Source organism: Corynebacterium sp. HMSC065D07 (assembly GCF_001810695.1).
In the GTDB taxonomy this organism is placed as follows: domain Bacteria; phylum Actinomycetota; class Actinomycetes; order Mycobacteriales; family Mycobacteriaceae; genus Corynebacterium; species Corynebacterium hesseae.
In genome coordinates this window covers 42,947-58,224 of sequence record NZ_KV802471.1, presented here as the reverse complement: position 1 = coordinate 58,224, position 15,278 = coordinate 42,947, and the positions used below count along the sequence as shown (strand labels likewise).

At 64.1% G+C, this 15,278-nt stretch carries 13 protein-coding genes; 2 read left to right on the top strand and 11 right to left on the bottom strand.

The window, feature by feature from the left end:
- Positions 1 to 32: 32 nt before the first annotated feature.
- From HMPREF2760_RS09365 to eccCa, 10 genes are all read right to left on the bottom strand, one after another.
- Positions 33 to 251 (bottom strand): hypothetical protein, encoded by a 219-nt coding sequence (locus HMPREF2760_RS09365; protein ID WP_070521584.1) that lies wholly within the window; start codon positions 249 to 251, stop codon positions 33 to 35.
- A gap of 357 nt (positions 252 to 608) precedes the next feature.
- Positions 609 to 2,294 (bottom strand): zinc metalloprotease, encoded by a 1,686-nt coding sequence (locus tag HMPREF2760_RS09355; RefSeq protein ID WP_070597130.1) that lies wholly within the window; start codon positions 2,292 to 2,294, stop codon positions 609 to 611.
- Positions 2,294 to 2,605, bottom strand: coding sequence for a hypothetical protein (locus HMPREF2760_RS09350; RefSeq protein WP_070521594.1), 312 nt, complete (start codon positions 2,603 to 2,605; stop codon positions 2,294 to 2,296). The genes HMPREF2760_RS09355 and HMPREF2760_RS09350 overlap by 1 nt, the downstream gene beginning before the upstream one ends.
- Positions 2,606 to 2,745: 140 nt before the next feature.
- Positions 2,746 to 4,089: a phosphoglucosamine mutase gene (glmM, locus tag HMPREF2760_RS09345; protein ID WP_070530775.1), complete on the bottom strand. Its 1,344-nt coding sequence runs from the start codon at positions 4,087 to 4,089 to the stop codon at positions 2,746 to 2,748.
- Between the two features lie 162 nt (positions 4,090 to 4,251).
- The gene (gene rpsI / locus HMPREF2760_RS09340) at positions 4,252 to 4,788 is read right to left on the bottom strand and encodes a 30S ribosomal protein S9 (protein WP_070521636.1); all 537 of its coding nucleotides are present in this window, start codon (positions 4,786 to 4,788) and stop codon (positions 4,252 to 4,254) included.
- Positions 4,788 to 5,231: a 50S ribosomal protein L13 gene (gene rplM / locus HMPREF2760_RS09335; protein ID WP_010189505.1), complete on the bottom strand. Its 444-nt coding sequence runs from the start codon at positions 5,229 to 5,231 to the stop codon at positions 4,788 to 4,790. Before rplM ends, rpsI begins: the two co-directional genes overlap by 1 nt.
- Before the next feature lie 433 nt (positions 5,232 to 5,664).
- Positions 5,665 to 5,952, bottom strand: a complete 288-nt coding sequence (locus tag HMPREF2760_RS09330; RefSeq protein ID WP_070521638.1) for a WXG100 family type VII secretion target — start codon at positions 5,950 to 5,952, stop codon at positions 5,665 to 5,667.
- A 71-nt stretch (positions 5,953 to 6,023) separates the two neighbouring features.
- Positions 6,024 to 6,341, bottom strand: a complete 318-nt coding sequence (locus HMPREF2760_RS09325) for a WXG100 family type VII secretion target (protein ID WP_070521640.1) — start codon at positions 6,339 to 6,341, stop codon at positions 6,024 to 6,026.
- 180 nt (positions 6,342 to 6,521) lie between these two features.
- Entirely contained in the window at positions 6,522 to 7,652 is a 1,131-nt protein-coding gene (locus HMPREF2760_RS09320) for a type VII secretion-associated protein (RefSeq protein ID WP_070597129.1), read from the bottom strand.
- A complete protein-coding gene (gene eccCa, locus HMPREF2760_RS09315) occupies positions 7,649 to 11,377 on the bottom strand; it encodes a type VII secretion protein EccCa (protein ID WP_246823666.1) in 3,729 nt (1,242 codons plus the stop codon). Before eccCa ends, HMPREF2760_RS09320 begins: the two co-directional genes overlap by 4 nt.
- A gap of 129 nt (positions 11,378 to 11,506) precedes the next feature.
- On the opposite strand from eccCa, the gene eccD reads away from it, so the two are divergent.
- Together eccD and HMPREF2760_RS12605 are read left to right on the top strand one after the other, a co-directional pair.
- Complete coding sequence (gene eccD, locus HMPREF2760_RS09310) at positions 11,507 to 12,838, top strand: type VII secretion integral membrane protein EccD (RefSeq protein WP_070521649.1); 1,332 nt, start codon at positions 11,507 to 11,509, stop codon at positions 12,836 to 12,838.
- Positions 12,835 to 14,079 carry a S8 family serine peptidase gene (locus HMPREF2760_RS12605; protein ID WP_083304506.1) on the top strand — a complete coding sequence of 415 codons (1,245 nt, stop codon included), beginning with the start codon at positions 12,835 to 12,837 and terminating at the stop codon, positions 14,077 to 14,079. Before eccD ends, HMPREF2760_RS12605 begins: the two co-directional genes overlap by 4 nt.
- On the opposite strand, the gene eccB is transcribed toward HMPREF2760_RS12605, so the two are convergent.
- Positions 13,970 to 15,229: a type VII secretion protein EccB gene (eccB, locus tag HMPREF2760_RS09300; RefSeq protein ID WP_070521659.1), complete on the bottom strand. Its 1,260-nt coding sequence runs from the start codon at positions 15,227 to 15,229 to the stop codon at positions 13,970 to 13,972. The genes HMPREF2760_RS12605 and eccB overlap by 110 nt on opposite strands.
- Positions 15,230 to 15,278 lie beyond the last annotated feature (49 nt).

Sequence of the window (15,278 nt, the reverse complement as noted above, 5' to 3'; positions counted from 1 at the left end):
CACATGTGCTCCGACTAAAGCAGGACGATCGTTTATTCGTCCTGCTTTAGTCGTTTTAACCGAGGAACCTCAATGAAAAGCCAAGCGATAAGTGCAATGCCCGGCAGAAGCAACTGAGCGGCTGTCCACAGTTTTATGTGGGCCATTTCTCTGTCGTATTTAATCTCAATGCCAAGCACAACAAAAGCCACCAAGAGGTACAGCATGGGAAGAACGCCCCACAAGACGTCATAAAGCCAAGGAACTGTCATGCGGTCTTCCTCCAAACCCTGGTTGATACGTACAGCGATTACTCACGCCACGGTAGCACCTGGGGCTGCTGGCGCACAGAGGAGTTTCCCGGTTTCCGTGTCACCCGCGCCTGAGCACCGATTGCACTTGACCGCGCGGGCGGCCCCGCCCCTGCCCCTGGCTTTGGCCGTGCCCTACACCCCTGGCGGCTGGGCTTCGCCTCTGTGGGTCCGGGTGCACTTGGGTTTGGGCCGCGCGCTGCGCAGATCTTTCCAGCTCATCCTGTGCCTTAGCCATGGCTTTCTCAAATTCCAGTAGCCGTGCGGCTGTGCGCTCGCGGAATCCGCGGGCGAACTCATCAAAATCATTGTGCGGCATTACCACTGCCCTGCCTTTCGTGCGTGTACAGACGATGTCTCGGAGCTTTCTTGCGGCGCTATGTCTGGTGCGGCCTCAGTTGCGGGAGCTGGCGCTGGCTCGGATGCGGGTGCTGGCGCAGGATCCGGTGCTGGCACCGGTGCTTCCGCTGCTTGCATGTGTGCAAGCTTCTCCGGCGGTGCTTCTGGCTCCGGGACATTGTTCAGCTCCGGCGGTGGCGGCGTAACACCATTGTCAGGAGCAGGTTCCGGCGCAGGCGGCGGACAGGGCTCTGGTTCTGGCTGGGGTTCGGGCTCTGGCTCAGGCACCGGCTCCGGTACAGGTTCTGGCTCCGGCAGGTTTTCGATGAAGTCCACAGCCGCCTCGGCCAAGAGGCCCAGCCCCAGGATGGCAACCCCTACGCCGAGGATTCCCAAGCTTCCGCAGCAGGATTCTTCAGGCTTGCACTCACCCGGCTCCGCAACTGGTGGCTGCTCTGGCGCCTCACAGTCTTCACCTTCTACCGGTTCCTCAGGGCACTCCTTCTCCTCAGCCACCGGCTCCACATCCTCCGGGCAGTCAATCTCCTTCTGTTGCACGGGTTCGGTGGGACTCTCCACCCCTGCATCGGCTGGCTTCGTGGTTTCTATTTCACGTTGCTGCTCACTGCAACTGCAGGACTGCGCTTCTTTCTCCGCATGGCAGCCGCACGGTGTGTGCTGCGCTTCTGGCGCAGTGGATTCCGGCTTGGGCTGCGCTACGGGTTCAGTTGGTGTGCTTGGAGGCTGGCTCGGTTTCGCCGGCTGTGGCTTCTCTTCATCCGGTGGGCACTCTTTTTCCTGCGCCGCAGCGGGACGAGTCGGCGCCGGTTCCTCCGGTGGCGCTACCGGTTTTTCAACCCCCTGCTCAACCGGTTGCTGTGGCGGGGCAGGTGTGGAAGAAGCCGGTGCGGGAGAAGGCTGCGCTGGCGCAACAGGTTCAGTGGACTGGGCTGGCTTCGTCGGCGCACAAGGCTCAGGCGCAGGTTGCGCACACTGCTTCGGTTTGTCCTCGCAGCCACATTCGGGTTCCGGCGGGGTCTCCGGAAGCTCGCGCTCACACACCTCAGAACAACGCCTCTCAAACTCGCCATAGCAATTCTCGATGGCAGTATCGCGGTCCCGGCAGGTCTGCGTAATAGTGTCATTCGTCTGATCGATCAGGCCCCCACCAATGCGCGCTATCTCAGGGACGATGACCTTTCCCAGAGGATGCCGCTGCAATAGCATCGTCAGGATGTTGAGCAGTGGAATTACCGCGGAAATGAGCTCTGCCACCGCAGAATCGGAAACATCGACCACATCCTCGATGGCCTCGGAGCACTGCTGCGCGGATTCCACCAGGTCATCGGCTTCGTCTCTCTCCTTCTCAAAGTCATCCTGCACGCCGCGCAGGTGATCCATGAGCGCTCCCCCGGCCAGCGATAGGACCGTTCCTAAAAGGAAATCTCGCAAACCATTGCCGCCACGCCGCGGGCGCCGAGCGCCCATCGCCGATGCGGTACTGCTCACCAGGTCATCCGGTTTTATCCCATCGACCGAGCCCACCATGTCTCCCAACAAACCAATAGGTGTGCTGGGTCCGGAGTAGCCGCCTAAGCTAGCGGCCTGGAACTGGGACACCGCCTGTGAATAATCACCCAAAAGTGACTTGACCATCGTGGACATCAGTTCATCCCCACTTCCTGCTCACCAAGCTGGCTAGAAAGACCACGGTCGATCTCCCCGAAGGCACGCAGCTGTGCGCGTGCAGCATCCGCTGTGGCCGATATGTTGTCCAACCGCCACGCTCCGCGCTCATGCAGCTGGCTCAGCAACGCCTGAATCTGCGCCCCATGCCCGCCGAAGTCCCTGCCCGCGGATGACGCGGGAAAGTTCGGTCTGTCCCCACGATGCGCGTCACTTTGGGCGCGGGTTTGGTCCACGACGGCGTCGAGAAGCCGCGTGGCTTCGTCCTCATCAAAAAATACGTCGGGCATGAGCGCCCTCCTTCTCGTCCACAACAAACAGTGATTCCTGCCCTTATTGGACTGAGAAACCTCCCCTCCGGTTCCCCCATCACCCACAAAACACGAAACCCCAGGCCACATGGCCCGGGGTTTAGCGTGGGTGCGTAGAACTAGACTGCAGCAACAACCGCAGCGAGCTTGCCCGCCACCTTGCGCGCCTGCTCCTCTTCAGCAGCCTCCACCATGACGCGGAAGAGCTCCTCCGTGCCGGACGGGCGCAACAGAACGCGGCCTGTGTTTCCAAGCTCCGACTCGGCGGCAGCGATAGCTTCCTTGACCTCAGGAGCCTTAAGAATGACGGCTTTATCGGACACCGGAACGTTAATGAGCACCTGCGGCAATACCGTCATCACGGAGGCCAGCTCCTTGATGGACTTCCCGGACTTCGCCATGCGCGCCATGATGGACAGGCCAGTCAGAGTGCCATCACCAGTGGTGCAGTCATCCGGCAACACCACGTGGCCGGACTGCTCGCCGCCCAGGGAGTAATCGCCACGGTTGAGCTCCTCCAGCACGTAGCGGTCACCCACGGCGGTTTCCTTGACCTCGATGCCCTGCTCCTGCATGGCCAGCTTCAGGCCCAGGTTCGACATGACGGTAGCCACCAAGGTGTTGAAGCGGAGATCGTTGTCTTCCTTCATGCCCACGGCGAGGATCGCCATGATCTGGTCGCCGTCAACAACGTTGCCCTCGGCATCCACGGCCAAGCAACGGTCAGCGTCGCCGTCGTGAGCCAAGCCCAGATCGGCGCCGTGCTCGACGACGGCCTCCTGGGTCTTCTCGATGTGCGTCGAACCGCAGTCCTCGTTGATGTTGAAAGCATTGGGCTTGTTGTGAATGGCAATGACCTCAGCACCCGCAGCCTCGTAGGCCTGCGGTGCCACCTTGGAGGCAGCACCATTAGCGGTATCGACGACAACCTTGATGCCGCTCAGATCCGTGGTGACAACCTCGGCCAAGTGCTTGAGGTAGCGCTCGCGGCCATCGGGGGCCTCCGAAATGATGCGACCAATCTTGGTCGCAGTAGGTCCGTCTTCGGTGAGGCTTCCCATGGCAGCCTGGATGCGATCCTCCACCTCATCAGGCAGCTTCTTACCGCCCGCGGAGAAGAACTTGATGCCATTGTCCGGCATCGGGTTATGGGAGGCGGAGATCATCACGCCGAGATCTGCCCCAAAGTCATCGGTGAGGAACGCGATAGCCGGGGTAGGCAGCACGCCGACGCGTACGACGTCGACGCCACGCGATGCTAAGCCCGATGCGATCGCCGCATCCAGCATCTCACCCGACACGCGCGGATCGCGCCCGATAATCGCGAGCGGTCGACGCTCATAGGACTCGCGGTCCGAGGTCAATACCTCCGCCGCCGCCTGTCCCAAGCGCAAGGCCAGGATCGGAGTGAGCTTCTTGTTCGCTAAGCCGCGAACTCCATCGGTTCCAAAAAGTCGAGTCATAGTTGTTCATTATGCCTGCTACCCCATAGCTTCCGCAGATCGGGCCACCAACGATGTCTGTCTATGACTCGCGGCTTCACGTTGTGCAGGCCCTACGCATAGCGAAAGCCGCCGCCTCCATACAAGGGAAGCAGCGGCTTTCGAAAATGCAATGCGCGAAGATTAACGCTTGGAGTACTGCGGGGCACGACGTGCCTTGTGCAGACCAGCCTTCTTGCGCTCCACGGCACGAGCGTCACGGGTGAGCAGGCCGGCCTTCTTGAGGGCCGGGCGGTCAGCCGGGTTGTAGACGTTCAGTGCGCGGGCGATAGCCAGACGCAGAGCGCCGGCCTGGCCGGTCGGGCCACCACCGTTGACGGTGACCTTAATGTCGAACTGGCCATCGCGCTCAAGGATGGTCAGCGGCTGCAGGATGTCCTGCTGGTGCAGCTTGTTCGGGAAGTACTCGTCAAAGGCACGGCCGTTGACGGAGATGTTTCCGGAACCAGCAACGAGGCGAACACGAGCGATGGCGCGCTTACGGCGACCAACGGTCTGGATCGGGCCCTCGTGGATAGCCGGGGCAGCGGTCTCAACCTCAGCCTCGGTATCGGTTGCCAGGGAATCACCGATGGTGTTGGTGAACTCCTCGGTAGCGGCGGTTGCTGCAGCGATGTCGGCAGCGTCGGCTACATTGTTGTCGATGTTCTGCTCGGTCATTACTGTGCCACCTGCTTAAACTCAAAGGTTTCCGGCTTCTGGCCGGCGTACGGGTGCTCCTCGCCCACGAAAACGTGCAGCTTCTTGATGGAGGCGTTGGAAAGCTTGTTGTGCGGCATCATGCCCTTCACAGCTTCCTCGATAACGCGGACCGGGTTGGCGTCCAGGGACTGACCAAGGGTCATGGACTTCAGGCCGCCCGGGTAACCGGAGTGGCGGTAGCGCATCTCGCGCTCGCGCTTGTTGGAAGAAATGTGGATCTTGTCCGCATTCAGGATGATGATGTGGTCGCCGCAATCAACGTTCGGTGCGTACTGGGGCTTGTGCTTGCCGCGCAGCATGTCAGCCACGGTGGAAGCGAGCTTGCCCAGAACCACGTCGGTAGCGTCGATGACGTACCACTTGCGGGTGATGTCACCGCTCTTCGGGTGGAAAGTAGACAAAATGACTCCTTGAAAGTCTGTCTCGGAACTGCCGGCCATCGCTATGTAAGCCTTGACGCGGTACATACAGCGGCCGGTGGAGACCTGCAGCCCGCGCGCACCCACTAACGACGGGGTGCGGACACATAGGTGTTTCACTTTAGTACGCAGCAGTTTGAAAACCCAAAACGCCGATATCGCCCCTCACCAACGCCTCCACCTCAATTCATTCGGGGTGGGGGTAGAGACAGAAACGTTGATGAGAAGCGATACCGGCGCCTTCACTGGGCGGGCGGTGGAAGCTGAGTCAAGGCGGCGCGTCCAGCCCTTCCATTCCCTGCGCCTTCCTTTCCTAGCCTCCGCGCCTTCCTACCTACCGCTCATCACTCATGGTGGTGAATGGTGTTAAAGAAAAAGCTCACCCACCCAGTTCAAGACTCACAGCCGGGTCGGTTTATCCCCAGCTGGCGGCAGCGCGACGGTTGACGTCACTCATGTTGTCGTTGCCCTGGGAGACCGTGGTGGAGATGGTCGCCAGCACCGTGTTGAGCTCGGCGGCCGCCTTATCCCACTTAGCTTGCGCCGCGTTATATGCCGCAGCGGAATCTCCCTCCCAGGTCGATACCATCGGCTGCAGGGTGGCCTTCAGGTCACCGAGGAGTCCATTGATGCGACCGGAGGTGGAGTTGATGTCGGCTGCGGCGCCGGCGATGGCGCCGAACTGATACTTGATTCCAGACATTGCGTGTTCCTTATCTTCTGTGTGCTCGTGTGTAATTCAACGTGTGCTGTAGTCAGTGAAAGCAGCTAGCGCTACAAGGCCAGTCCCGCGCCGCCGACGTTCTCGAAGGACTGGGCGTTATCCGCCTCAACCGTGTCGAAGTTGCGGGCATTATCCCTGATGTTTTCGCTGATGGCGGTCAGCGCTTCACGCAGCTGCTGCGCGGAGGAGTTGTAGCGCTGCATCAGGTTGTCAAAGGAAACCTGCGCGCGGCCTGCCCAGCTGCCGCGAACGGAATCCACAACACCCTGCAGACGGGTGAGCTCACCCTGTACCTCGTCATTGGTGGAGTCGACGCGGCCGGCGGTGGCCACCATTACGTCGGCTTCTGTGCGGAACGTTTGAGTCATGTTCTTCTCTTTCTGTCTTGTTCCCTACCTGGGGTATATCCCTTTTCCAAGGGCTTGGTGTGTGTTTCTTTTCCCCCCCGAGAAGCACCCTGTGTCCTTCTCACCCTTATTGGACTGAGCTAGTGGCTCATCGGTTCCCGCCGCGTTCAAAAATCTTTTAGCTTCGCGGCGTGCTCCCTCCTACTCCTTTTTGACCAGAGATTCCGCAGCCATCCGGCAGGCGGCTTTCTGCACCACGTTGGGTTCAAACTTGGTGTGGCACCCCACGGACATCTGATGGCCCTTGTCTTCCCACATCATCCACGTCACCTGCGAACCGTCTCCAGGGTCCTCGGTATACGTCAGCCGCCCAGATTCCTCGACCGGATCACGGAGGGCGGGATCGGAGTCGATCTGTCCTTTAATCTCGGCGAAGAGGACGTCGACGGGGACATTGAAGAGCGGATCAGCTGCCAAAAGGATGCGCAAATTGGGGTCTTCGCCGGCCGCAGTGACAAGTCCATCCTCCACGCTGGTGCGGAATCCCTGCGGGAGTACCAGGGACATCCCTTCAACCTCGATGGCCTGCTGGCCAGGGCGCAGCTGCGTGCTGCCGGATCCCCCGGACTCCGCCTCCGTTGCGGCACCCCTAGGACGCTCATCCCCACCGGGTGCTGCAGCCGTACCCGGCGCGCCGGCAGCCACAGACGTATTCTCATCCACCTGTTCGGAAGTCGACGCCGCCACGGCCGCATCCTTGCGCCCCACCGCCCACCAGGACACCCCGGCGACGACAACCACCATGACCGCTATCGCGATGTAGAAGGGATCGATGCCTCCCAAAAGCGCCGTCCAACGGGATTGCGCTGCGCGATGGGAGCGCAAACGGCGAGTTGCCCGAGGCCGCTCAGCAGTTATCTCCTTCGCACCGTCATAGTCGTACTGTTGCTCCCCCACCGCCGAGTGGGAAGCAGCCTGTGATGCGCTGGCCGCAACCGGTGCCGGCGGCGGCGATGGTTCTGGCTCTAGGACCGTCGCACCGGCACCAGCGAGGTGCCGGCGCAGGATACTCACAGCTTCGACACTGACATCCGTTCCGGAAGGATCCGCCACCACCTCAACGGTGGCGTCCGGCCATTCCGCCCCGCAGACTTTTTCTGCTTGGTCAAGGACGGCCTCCAGCGCCCACCCCTCGGCGATTCCCGTGCCGGGCAGGTCATAGCGATAGATCGTTTCCGGGCCTTCATAAATCGTGGCGGCATCGAGCACCGTGACGATCAGCGTGGTCTCTGGCGCGGTTGTCGGGGTTCGCAGTGCGTGCGTCGCGGTCATTGGTTGTCTCCTTTGTTGCCTGTGGTCTGTGGTGGGTTGTGTGAACTATCGGCGCTGGGCACGTACACCTGCGCCAAGCCCTGAGATATGCCGCGCAGGACCCATTGGCCGCGGCCTGGCGGCAGCGCTGTTGGCTTGATGCCGAAGATGGTGCCTTCTTCGCGGTCGGCGTCGAGAAGCAGCAGCGCTGGCTGCAGGTCCCGCACCGCAGAGAGGAACTGTCCAAACATCGCGCGCCCGATGCCGCCGGCTTTGCGCGCGAGCACCAGGTGCAGCCCCACATCGCGGGCGTGTGGGAGGAGCTCGAGCAGGGGCGCCAGGGCAATGTCGCTGACCAGGTCGAGGTCGTCGATAACGAGGTAGATGTCCGGCCCCTCCCACCAGCTGCGCGCTGCGAGCTGGGCGGGAGTGACCTCGGGGCCGGGAAGGCGCTGTTCCAAGGTGCGCACGGTATCGAGAATGGCTTGGGTGGCCGCGCTTGCCGACGCCCCATACGCCGCCACCATCTCCTCATCCAACGTCCCCAAATGTGCACGGCGCTCATCGATGACCACGAGGCGGGCGGCTTCCCTGCCCAGGTGGCTAATTCCGGCCAGGATTACGCTGAGGAAGTTCGATTTGCCGGAGCCTTGGGAGCCAATGCACACCAGGTGCGGCTGTGTGACTGGATCCCAACTAAGGACTTCGAGGTCCGGCCCGCCGATTCCCCAGGCCACCCCGTCCGGTGGCGAGCCGTCTTCTGGCTCGGGCAACTCGGTGAGAAGGGCGGGCAGCATCTTCAGCGGTGGAACCGGCTCGGCACCAGCATGCACACCGCAGATGTGGGCGATGTCTTGCGGGGACGTTGCGGCAAAAAGCAGGTTTTCCCCTGCCAGTGTGATTCCCCGTCCGGGCGTTGCCGGGAGCTTCTGCTGCGCCTTGCGGTCGATGAGTGAGTCCATTGCTTCGCCCAGCCGCAGCTCGATACGGGCCGCGATGAGATCCCGAATAGACGGCCGCAGGCTCGTCCACCGCGCTGCAGCGATCACGACGTGGACGCGGGCGGAGGCGCCGTCGGCCACCAGCTGGGTGATCGGCTCAGCAAGGTCCTCAAAATCCGCGCCGGAGGTGCCGATGTGGTGCCAGCCGTCCACGATGAGGAAGGTGTGGCGGGGCTCCGGGCGGCGCACGAGACCGGCGACTTCATCAACGATGCGACGGATTTTCTCCGGCTCCTCACGGCCGGCCACCCCGGCCACGTGGGGCAGCCGGTCCAGCACCCGCAGCTGCCCGCCGCCCAGGTCAATGACATAGAAACGCACCTGGTCCGGCGAATGCCGCAGTGCCAGACCGGAGGCGATACTGCGCAGCGCCATCGACTTACCCGACTGCGGTCCACCGCACAGCGCCAAGTGCCCGCCTCCCGCTTTAAAATCCACGGTGAGCGGGTCTTGGCGCTGGTGGTAGGGGCGGTCAATAAGCCCCACCTCGGCGCGCAACTCTCCGCCCGCGCCGGGAGAATCTTCCCGCAAGGAGGCAACGCTGGACAGCTCCACCACGGGCGGCAGGGGAGGCAGCCAGATTCTTCGCGCCGACTGGCCACGCCGAGCAGCCTTATCCCGGGCGGCGGCCACCACGGTGTCCAGGAGCGTGCTCGAGGAATCTACGAGCTCTGCAAAGCCGAGCTCTTCTTCCACCGCGCGCTGCCCTGTGAAAAGCTCCACGCGCGCGGCGTGCCGCGCATTCATTTCAGAATCATCAGGCGCTACCCGGCGCGTGACCGGGCCAGACACATAGGAGGCGTGGAAACGAGTAGGGGCATCGGCATCCGTCTTGAGGTAGCCGGCTCCCGGCTGGGCGGGGAGGTGATAGGCATCGACCACGCCGAGAACTTGGCGGGACTCCCCCGCGGAGAAGGTCTTCAACCCGATGCGGTAGGACAGGTGCGAATCCAATCCCCGCAAGCGCCCTTCCTCCAAGCGCTGGGAGGCCAGCAGCAGGTGCACATGGAGCGAGCGGCCAAGCCTTCCCACCGCGACGAAGAGCTCGGCGAAGTCCGGGTGCTGGCCTAAAAGCTCCGAGAACTCATCCACCACGATGACCAACGCCGGCAGCGGTCCGTGCTGGGCCACCGCAGCAGCCGCGGCGTTGAATTCGCCCACGTTCGCAAAATTGCCCGCCTTACGCAGCAGCTCCTGGCGGCGGTTCATCTCGCCGGAGATGGCATCATACATGCGCTCCACCAGGGTCGATTCTTCCTCCAGGTTGGTAATCACGGCGGAGGTATGCGGCAGCTCCTCACACCCTAGGAAGGTTGCGCCACCCTTGAAATCAACGAGCACGAGGTTGAGCTCCTCCGGGCTATGGGTGGCGGCCAGCGCTACGACAAGCGTTCGAAGTAATTCCGACTTTCCGCTGCCAGTAGCACCAATGCACAAACCATGCGGCCCCATCCCGCCCTGCGCGGACTCCTTCACATCAAGCATCAGCGCGTGCCCGGACTCGTCCACGCCGATGGGCACGCGCAGCCGCTCAGCTGGGCTGCGCCCTGTCCACATGCCGGAGGCCTCGAGCGCATCCACGTCCCGGAAGCCCAACAAAGTCGGCAGGTCTGCATCGCGACCGTGCCGGGGCGCTGCCGCAGCATCACTGCCAAAGGGGCGGTGATAGGGCGCAAGCGTACGGGCGCGCAGGAGGGCCGTGGAATCGTCGACAAGCGCACAGCGTCCCAGCTCCTCCTCCCCCGCGGCAGTAACCACGGAGAGCGCGCCCTCCGCCCGCAGGTAGATGCCTTCTTCCTCAGCGCGGCGCCCGAGCGGCGAATGGGGTGTAACGCCCACGGCGATGGTGGTTGTGGGGGTATCCTCCAGCTCGTCACCGCGCGGCATGGCAACGCCGCTTGCCTGGTCCTCCTCAACTACGCGGATGCGGAACTGGGCTTGGGCCGGATCCTTGACGTGTGGCAGCCACTTCAGCCACTCCCACTCCTCACCGTGGTACTCAATGCCCACGGTTTCCGGACCGTGCAGCACGGCCAGGTGTAGCAGCAGCGCGCGGGCAACCCCGGCCGCATCCTCGCCGGCCAGGCCAACGATGGGAAAGGCTTGCAGTTGGATGACCACCGGCATGTCCGCCAGCGTTCCCACCGCGCGCACGGTCTGGCGCAAGCTCACCGCGCACACCGGATCGAGGTCCTCCGCCGCGCCCGAATCCGGCACGTTAATGGGCGTGCACAGGGCCATCGGCCCCGTCCCCACCCGCACCTCCAAGGCGTCCGGGGCATCCGCGTCCCGTTCCCACAGGCGCGTTGTCGGAATCAATGCACCAAGCTGCTCAGGGTCAGGGTTGCGGTGTTCTTCATGCGCGCGTTGCGCCGCCCCGCGCTCCAGCGCTTCCTCCCGCAGCGCCTTAAGGTGGCGCAGGTAGGTCCGGCGGGTCTCATCCGGATCCTGCCCGCCTCCCTGCGGGTTAAACATCATGGCCATACTGGCCAGCATCATGAGCGGAAACATGAGGCTCATCGGGCTCATCCGGCGGGCATCCCCCGCACCGAGAACCATGAGCGCCACCATGCCCAGCATGGCCGCGATCATGACCAGCGGCATAAGCAGGCGAACCAGTGGCATGGGTTGAGCGCGAGCCGCCTCCGGCACGGCCTCGGCGTTAATGCTGCCCTGCGGCAACGGTGGTGCCGGCTCCCGATAGGCCGGCTGCCCAGTGTCCACGACGCGTGTGGGTACGCGCATGTCAAAGTCCTTCCCCCCGAAGTACTCCACCGCCTCCTGAAGCGGTGGACAGCGTGCCACCAGTAAGCCACAATGTGAGGCAATGGGCAAGGGGTTGCCCAGAAATTTTTCTCGGGGGAGGTACATTCCATGACTCGCGCACTCGCGCATTCTGTCCACGTCACCGTCCGTATCCACGCAGGTCATACCCGCAAAGAGGCGGACATATCCTTGCCGCTTTCTTCCAGCCTCGGGGAGGTGCTGGGGGAACTGCTCGTGCTTGTCGACGTCCCACCGGCCCCCATCCTGTGGCGCGCTACTACCGCGGCGGGCAAGACCATATCGATGACCACGCCGCTGGATCGCACCAGCGTGGAAGACGGTTCCGTCCTCGTGCTCAGCCCCGATGAGCCATCGCCGGCGCCGATTGTGCGCGATGCCGCGGAGGCGCTCGCTGCCGACGTCTCTGCAGCGCAGTTTTCCGGCCTGGCCGGGTTCTGGGGCGCAGCGGGGCTCATCGCCGTCGGCGCGTTGCTCGCCGCCGCGCTGTCTCCCGCGGTTGGCTGCACCGCCGCTGCGATAATCGGCCTCGTGCTCGCGGCGTGGACCCGGCGCGGCTCCCTGCTCGCGGCCTCCCACGTGGCTGCCGGGCTGGCGGGGGCGCTGGCCACTGGGGTGCCCTTCTTTGCTGGCCCATCCGGAACCGCGATTCCGGCCGCGCCACTCGTGGCTGCGGCGGCGGCCGTGGGTACCGTGGCGGTGCTCTCCCATCTGGTGCGCATCGGCGGAATACGTGCTCGGGCAAGTGCCGCGACGTGGTGCCTGCTCGTGCTCATCGGCCTGCTTGGCCCCGCCCCGCTGCTTGCCGCCACCGTGGCCCTACTCGCAGGCGCTCCCCTGTTCACCACGCGGCTCGCTGGCCTCCGGGTGCCACAACTTCCCACCGCCGGACAAGACCTGAGCATCTCCGATGAGGACCCTACGGATAACTCGCTCAAAGCCCGGCGCGCCGGGCAGGCCTACGAGGGAATCGCAGTGGGCTGCGCGCTGGCGGGCGTTCCTTCCCTTCTCCTCGTCGCGCTCAACGCTCACGAGGGCGCAACCGTCATTGTTTCCCAAGCCCTGTGCCTGAGTGTCGCGGGCGGTGTCATCGTGCATGCGGCACGCCACGCCCGGCCCGTCGCTGCGTGGGCGCTGGGAATCTATGGCCTTGCTGCTGCGTGTGCCGCGGTGGCCGTACCTCTACGCGAGTGGCAGCTGCTTTCCGCCCCAACGACGGGAACGTGGGTTCTTAGCATCGTTGCGGGTCTGGTCATCGCGGCCATGCTGTCCGTGCCGGTGTGGGCAGGCAAGCTACGGCAGATTGAGCCGACCACTATCGTGTGGTTCGAGCGCGCCGAGGCTCTCGCCCTGGCCGCGTGCCTGCCGCTGGCCGCGCACGTGGCGGGGCTCTTCGAGCTCATTCGGGGGTTGGGATCATGAATACGCTGACCCAAATAGGCGCTGTCGGCGCTGCGCTTGGTGTTTGCCTGGCTTGGGGTACCAGTGCTCTGTGTGCGCCCGTAGCCGTCGCCCGCGAACCGGATACCGCCTGCGCGAAGGCCACGCTCGCCACGGCAGGGCCACAGCCTTCCGCGCAGTACTCGGAGTACCGGGCACGGCTGCATTCTTTTGCCACGGGTGCTGGGGTGAAGGTCGCGGTCATCGATACCGGGGTGGCCGCCCACCCACAACTACGGGTGACGCCAGGAGCAGACTTCGTGACCCCGGAGGAGCCTGACCCGCTGCGGGACTGCGACCTGCACGGGACGGTGGTGGCCGGCGTCATCGCAGGCAAGGACCTCGGCGTGGCCCCGGATGCGGAAATCTACTCCATCCGGCAGACCAGCTCGCACTACCGGACCCCAGCGCCGGACAATGGTGAGGCGGACCGCGCCGGGGCCGGCACGCTGGCCAGCCTGGCTGCCGCCATCGAAGACGCCGTCAGCGCGGGTGCTCAGGTCATCAACGTCTCCGTGGTGTCGTGCGTTCCACCGGAGGCCGCCACGCGGGTCGATCGTTCCGCCTTGGACGCGGCGCTGCAGCGCGCGGAAGGGGCTGGGGTGGTGGTTGTGGCGGCGTCGGGAAACGCGACGGCCGGCAGCTGTGAAAAGGATGACGTGGTCTTTCCCGCGGAAGCCGAAACCGTCCTCGCGGTTGGTGCTCTGGCCACGCCGCACGACCTCGCGGAGTATTCCATCACGGCACCGCTCAGCGCGGAAGGCAGCGTTCCCCTCGCGCTGGAGCCCGGCGGCGGATGGGCCACGGGAAAGGAGGACACCGTCTTTCAGGGAACGTCCTTTGCAGCTCCCCTGGTCAGTGGCACGATCGCATTGTTGGCGCAGCGCTACCCTGGGGACTCCCCAGCACAGCTGCGCCAGCGCATCATTGACTCAGCAGAGCCCGGGCATGGGGTGGTTGATCCTCTCACAGCAGTGACCTATCGGCCCGCGAGCGAATCCCGTGAGGAGCGTGCCGTCGCGGTGAGGCCGCAGGCGGCGCCACCAGCCAAGGGCTGGCCGATTGTTCGCCTTCTCCTCGGCGCCGTGGCCTTCCTCGCCCTCGTAGCCACCCTCAGTGCTCAGACTCTAAGGCCTCCGCGCGGCTCAAAGCAGAGCCTTCCGGCAGCAGCCGCAGGATCTCCCACGGCACCCGCTCCGGTTCCCCCACACCCAGTGCTTTAAGCTCTACCGCGCTAGCCAGCTCGTGGCGCCTGCCGGTGGCGGAAACCACGTGGTAGCCGTGCCCGCTGTCCACGCCCACGCCGGCCTGGAGGCCGGCGAAACGCTGCGCGGCCGAGTCCCCCGGCAAGTCCACCGTGGCCGCCACCGGCCGCATGGTTCCGGCGCCTTGCTCGTGAGTTGCGCACAACCAGCCTTGCTCAGGGGACAGGAAGTCCACACGGGTGGTGGGGAGGTTGAAGGACGGTGGGACGTCCCCCAGCGCGGCCACCTCCTGCGCCTGCGCAGGCAAACGCTGTGCGCCCAGGCCGACCAGCATTTCCGCCTGTGTGGGGGTGATGGAGAAAACACCCTGCTCCGTGCGCGCCCAGAGCTGCTCACCAGTATCCAGAATCTCCGGCGGGGCGGCCGGAAAGCTCAGCGGCTCCAGTTCGGCAAATGTGTTGAGCAGCTCCGCGGGCATGGCCCACACGGCGGTCTCCGCGGTCATCCCCAGCGCGCGCCGCAGAACCCGGCCTTGTGTGCTCGTAGCCTCGGGCAGCACGACGCGCCCCTGGCCGGTGAGCAGCCACTGCGTGCCCTCGGTTTCCACTACGGCGGCGTGCTCTTCATCGAATCCGGGAACAGCGCGGTGCGCCACCACGGTCACGGTGCCAACGCGGCTGCTGGATTGCCAGTTCGCGCCCTGTGTTGATTCTTCCAAGCAGGCCGACCAACCAGGTTCCTGCCCAGTTACGTCTGCAAGAAGGTTGGGGGCGTCTGCAATCCCCAGCGGGGTGCCCAGGCTCATCTCTTCTAAGAAGCTATCCCCTGCCACATGCGGTTCGACCGGCTCGTTGGCAATGAGTCTGGCCGAAGCCAAGTTAGCCACTGGATGATACGTGCCGTTGACCAGCGCTAAGAGCTGCCCTTCGGAGGAACGCACGACGGGCGCATCGCCGGGTTGCGGGTCCGGCTGCATCCAGGCGATGAGCCCCGAGCCAAGACTCAAGAAGGCTACTGCGGCTACCCCGCCCAGCAGGGCGCGTTGGCGCCTTTTCAATGGATCATGAATCATACGGATATCCCCGAACACGAGTCCGTGCTCGAGGCGGCGCAATAGAAACTTGTGGCCCGATACCTGGGCCTTGGTAGTTGGCAACGCGCGTGCCATGAGAATCCTCCCCCGAATCGCAGCGCCACCCTCCCACGGCGCAGTGGGT

Coding starts and splice junctions, on each gene's coding strand:
- HMPREF2760_RS09365 (WP_070521584.1), bottom strand. CDS start 251: ATGACAGTTCCTTGGCTTTATGACGTCTTGTGGGGCGTTCTTCCCATG.
- HMPREF2760_RS09355 (WP_070597130.1), bottom strand. CDS start 2,294: ATGTCCACGATGGTCAAGTCACTTTTGGGTGATTATTCACAGGCGGTG.
- HMPREF2760_RS09350 (WP_070521594.1), bottom strand. CDS start 2,605: ATGCCCGACGTATTTTTTGATGAGGACGAAGCCACGCGGCTTCTCGAC.
- glmM (WP_070530775.1), bottom strand. CDS start 4,089: ATGACTCGACTTTTTGGAACCGATGGAGTTCGCGGCTTAGCGAACAAG.
- rpsI (WP_070521636.1), bottom strand. CDS start 4,788: ATGACCGAGCAGAACATCGACAACAATGTAGCCGACGCTGCCGACATC.
- HMPREF2760_RS09330 (WP_070521638.1), bottom strand. CDS start 5,952: ATGTCTGGAATCAAGTATCAGTTCGGCGCCATCGCCGGCGCCGCAGCC.
- HMPREF2760_RS09325 (WP_070521640.1), bottom strand. CDS start 6,341: ATGACTCAAACGTTCCGCACAGAAGCCGACGTAATGGTGGCCACCGCC.
- HMPREF2760_RS09320 (WP_070597129.1), bottom strand. CDS start 7,652: ATGACCGCGACGCACGCACTGCGAACCCCGACAACCGCGCCAGAGACC.
- eccCa (WP_246823666.1), bottom strand. CDS start 11,377: ATGCGCGTACCCACACGCGTCGTGGACACTGGGCAGCCGGCCTATCGG.
- eccD (WP_070521649.1), top strand. CDS start 11,507: ATGACTCGCGCACTCGCGCATTCTGTCCACGTCACCGTCCGTATCCAC.
- HMPREF2760_RS12605 (WP_083304506.1), top strand. CDS start 12,835: ATGAATACGCTGACCCAAATAGGCGCTGTCGGCGCTGCGCTTGGTGTT.
- eccB (WP_070521659.1), bottom strand. CDS start 15,229: ATGGCACGCGCGTTGCCAACTACCAAGGCCCAGGTATCGGGCCACAAG.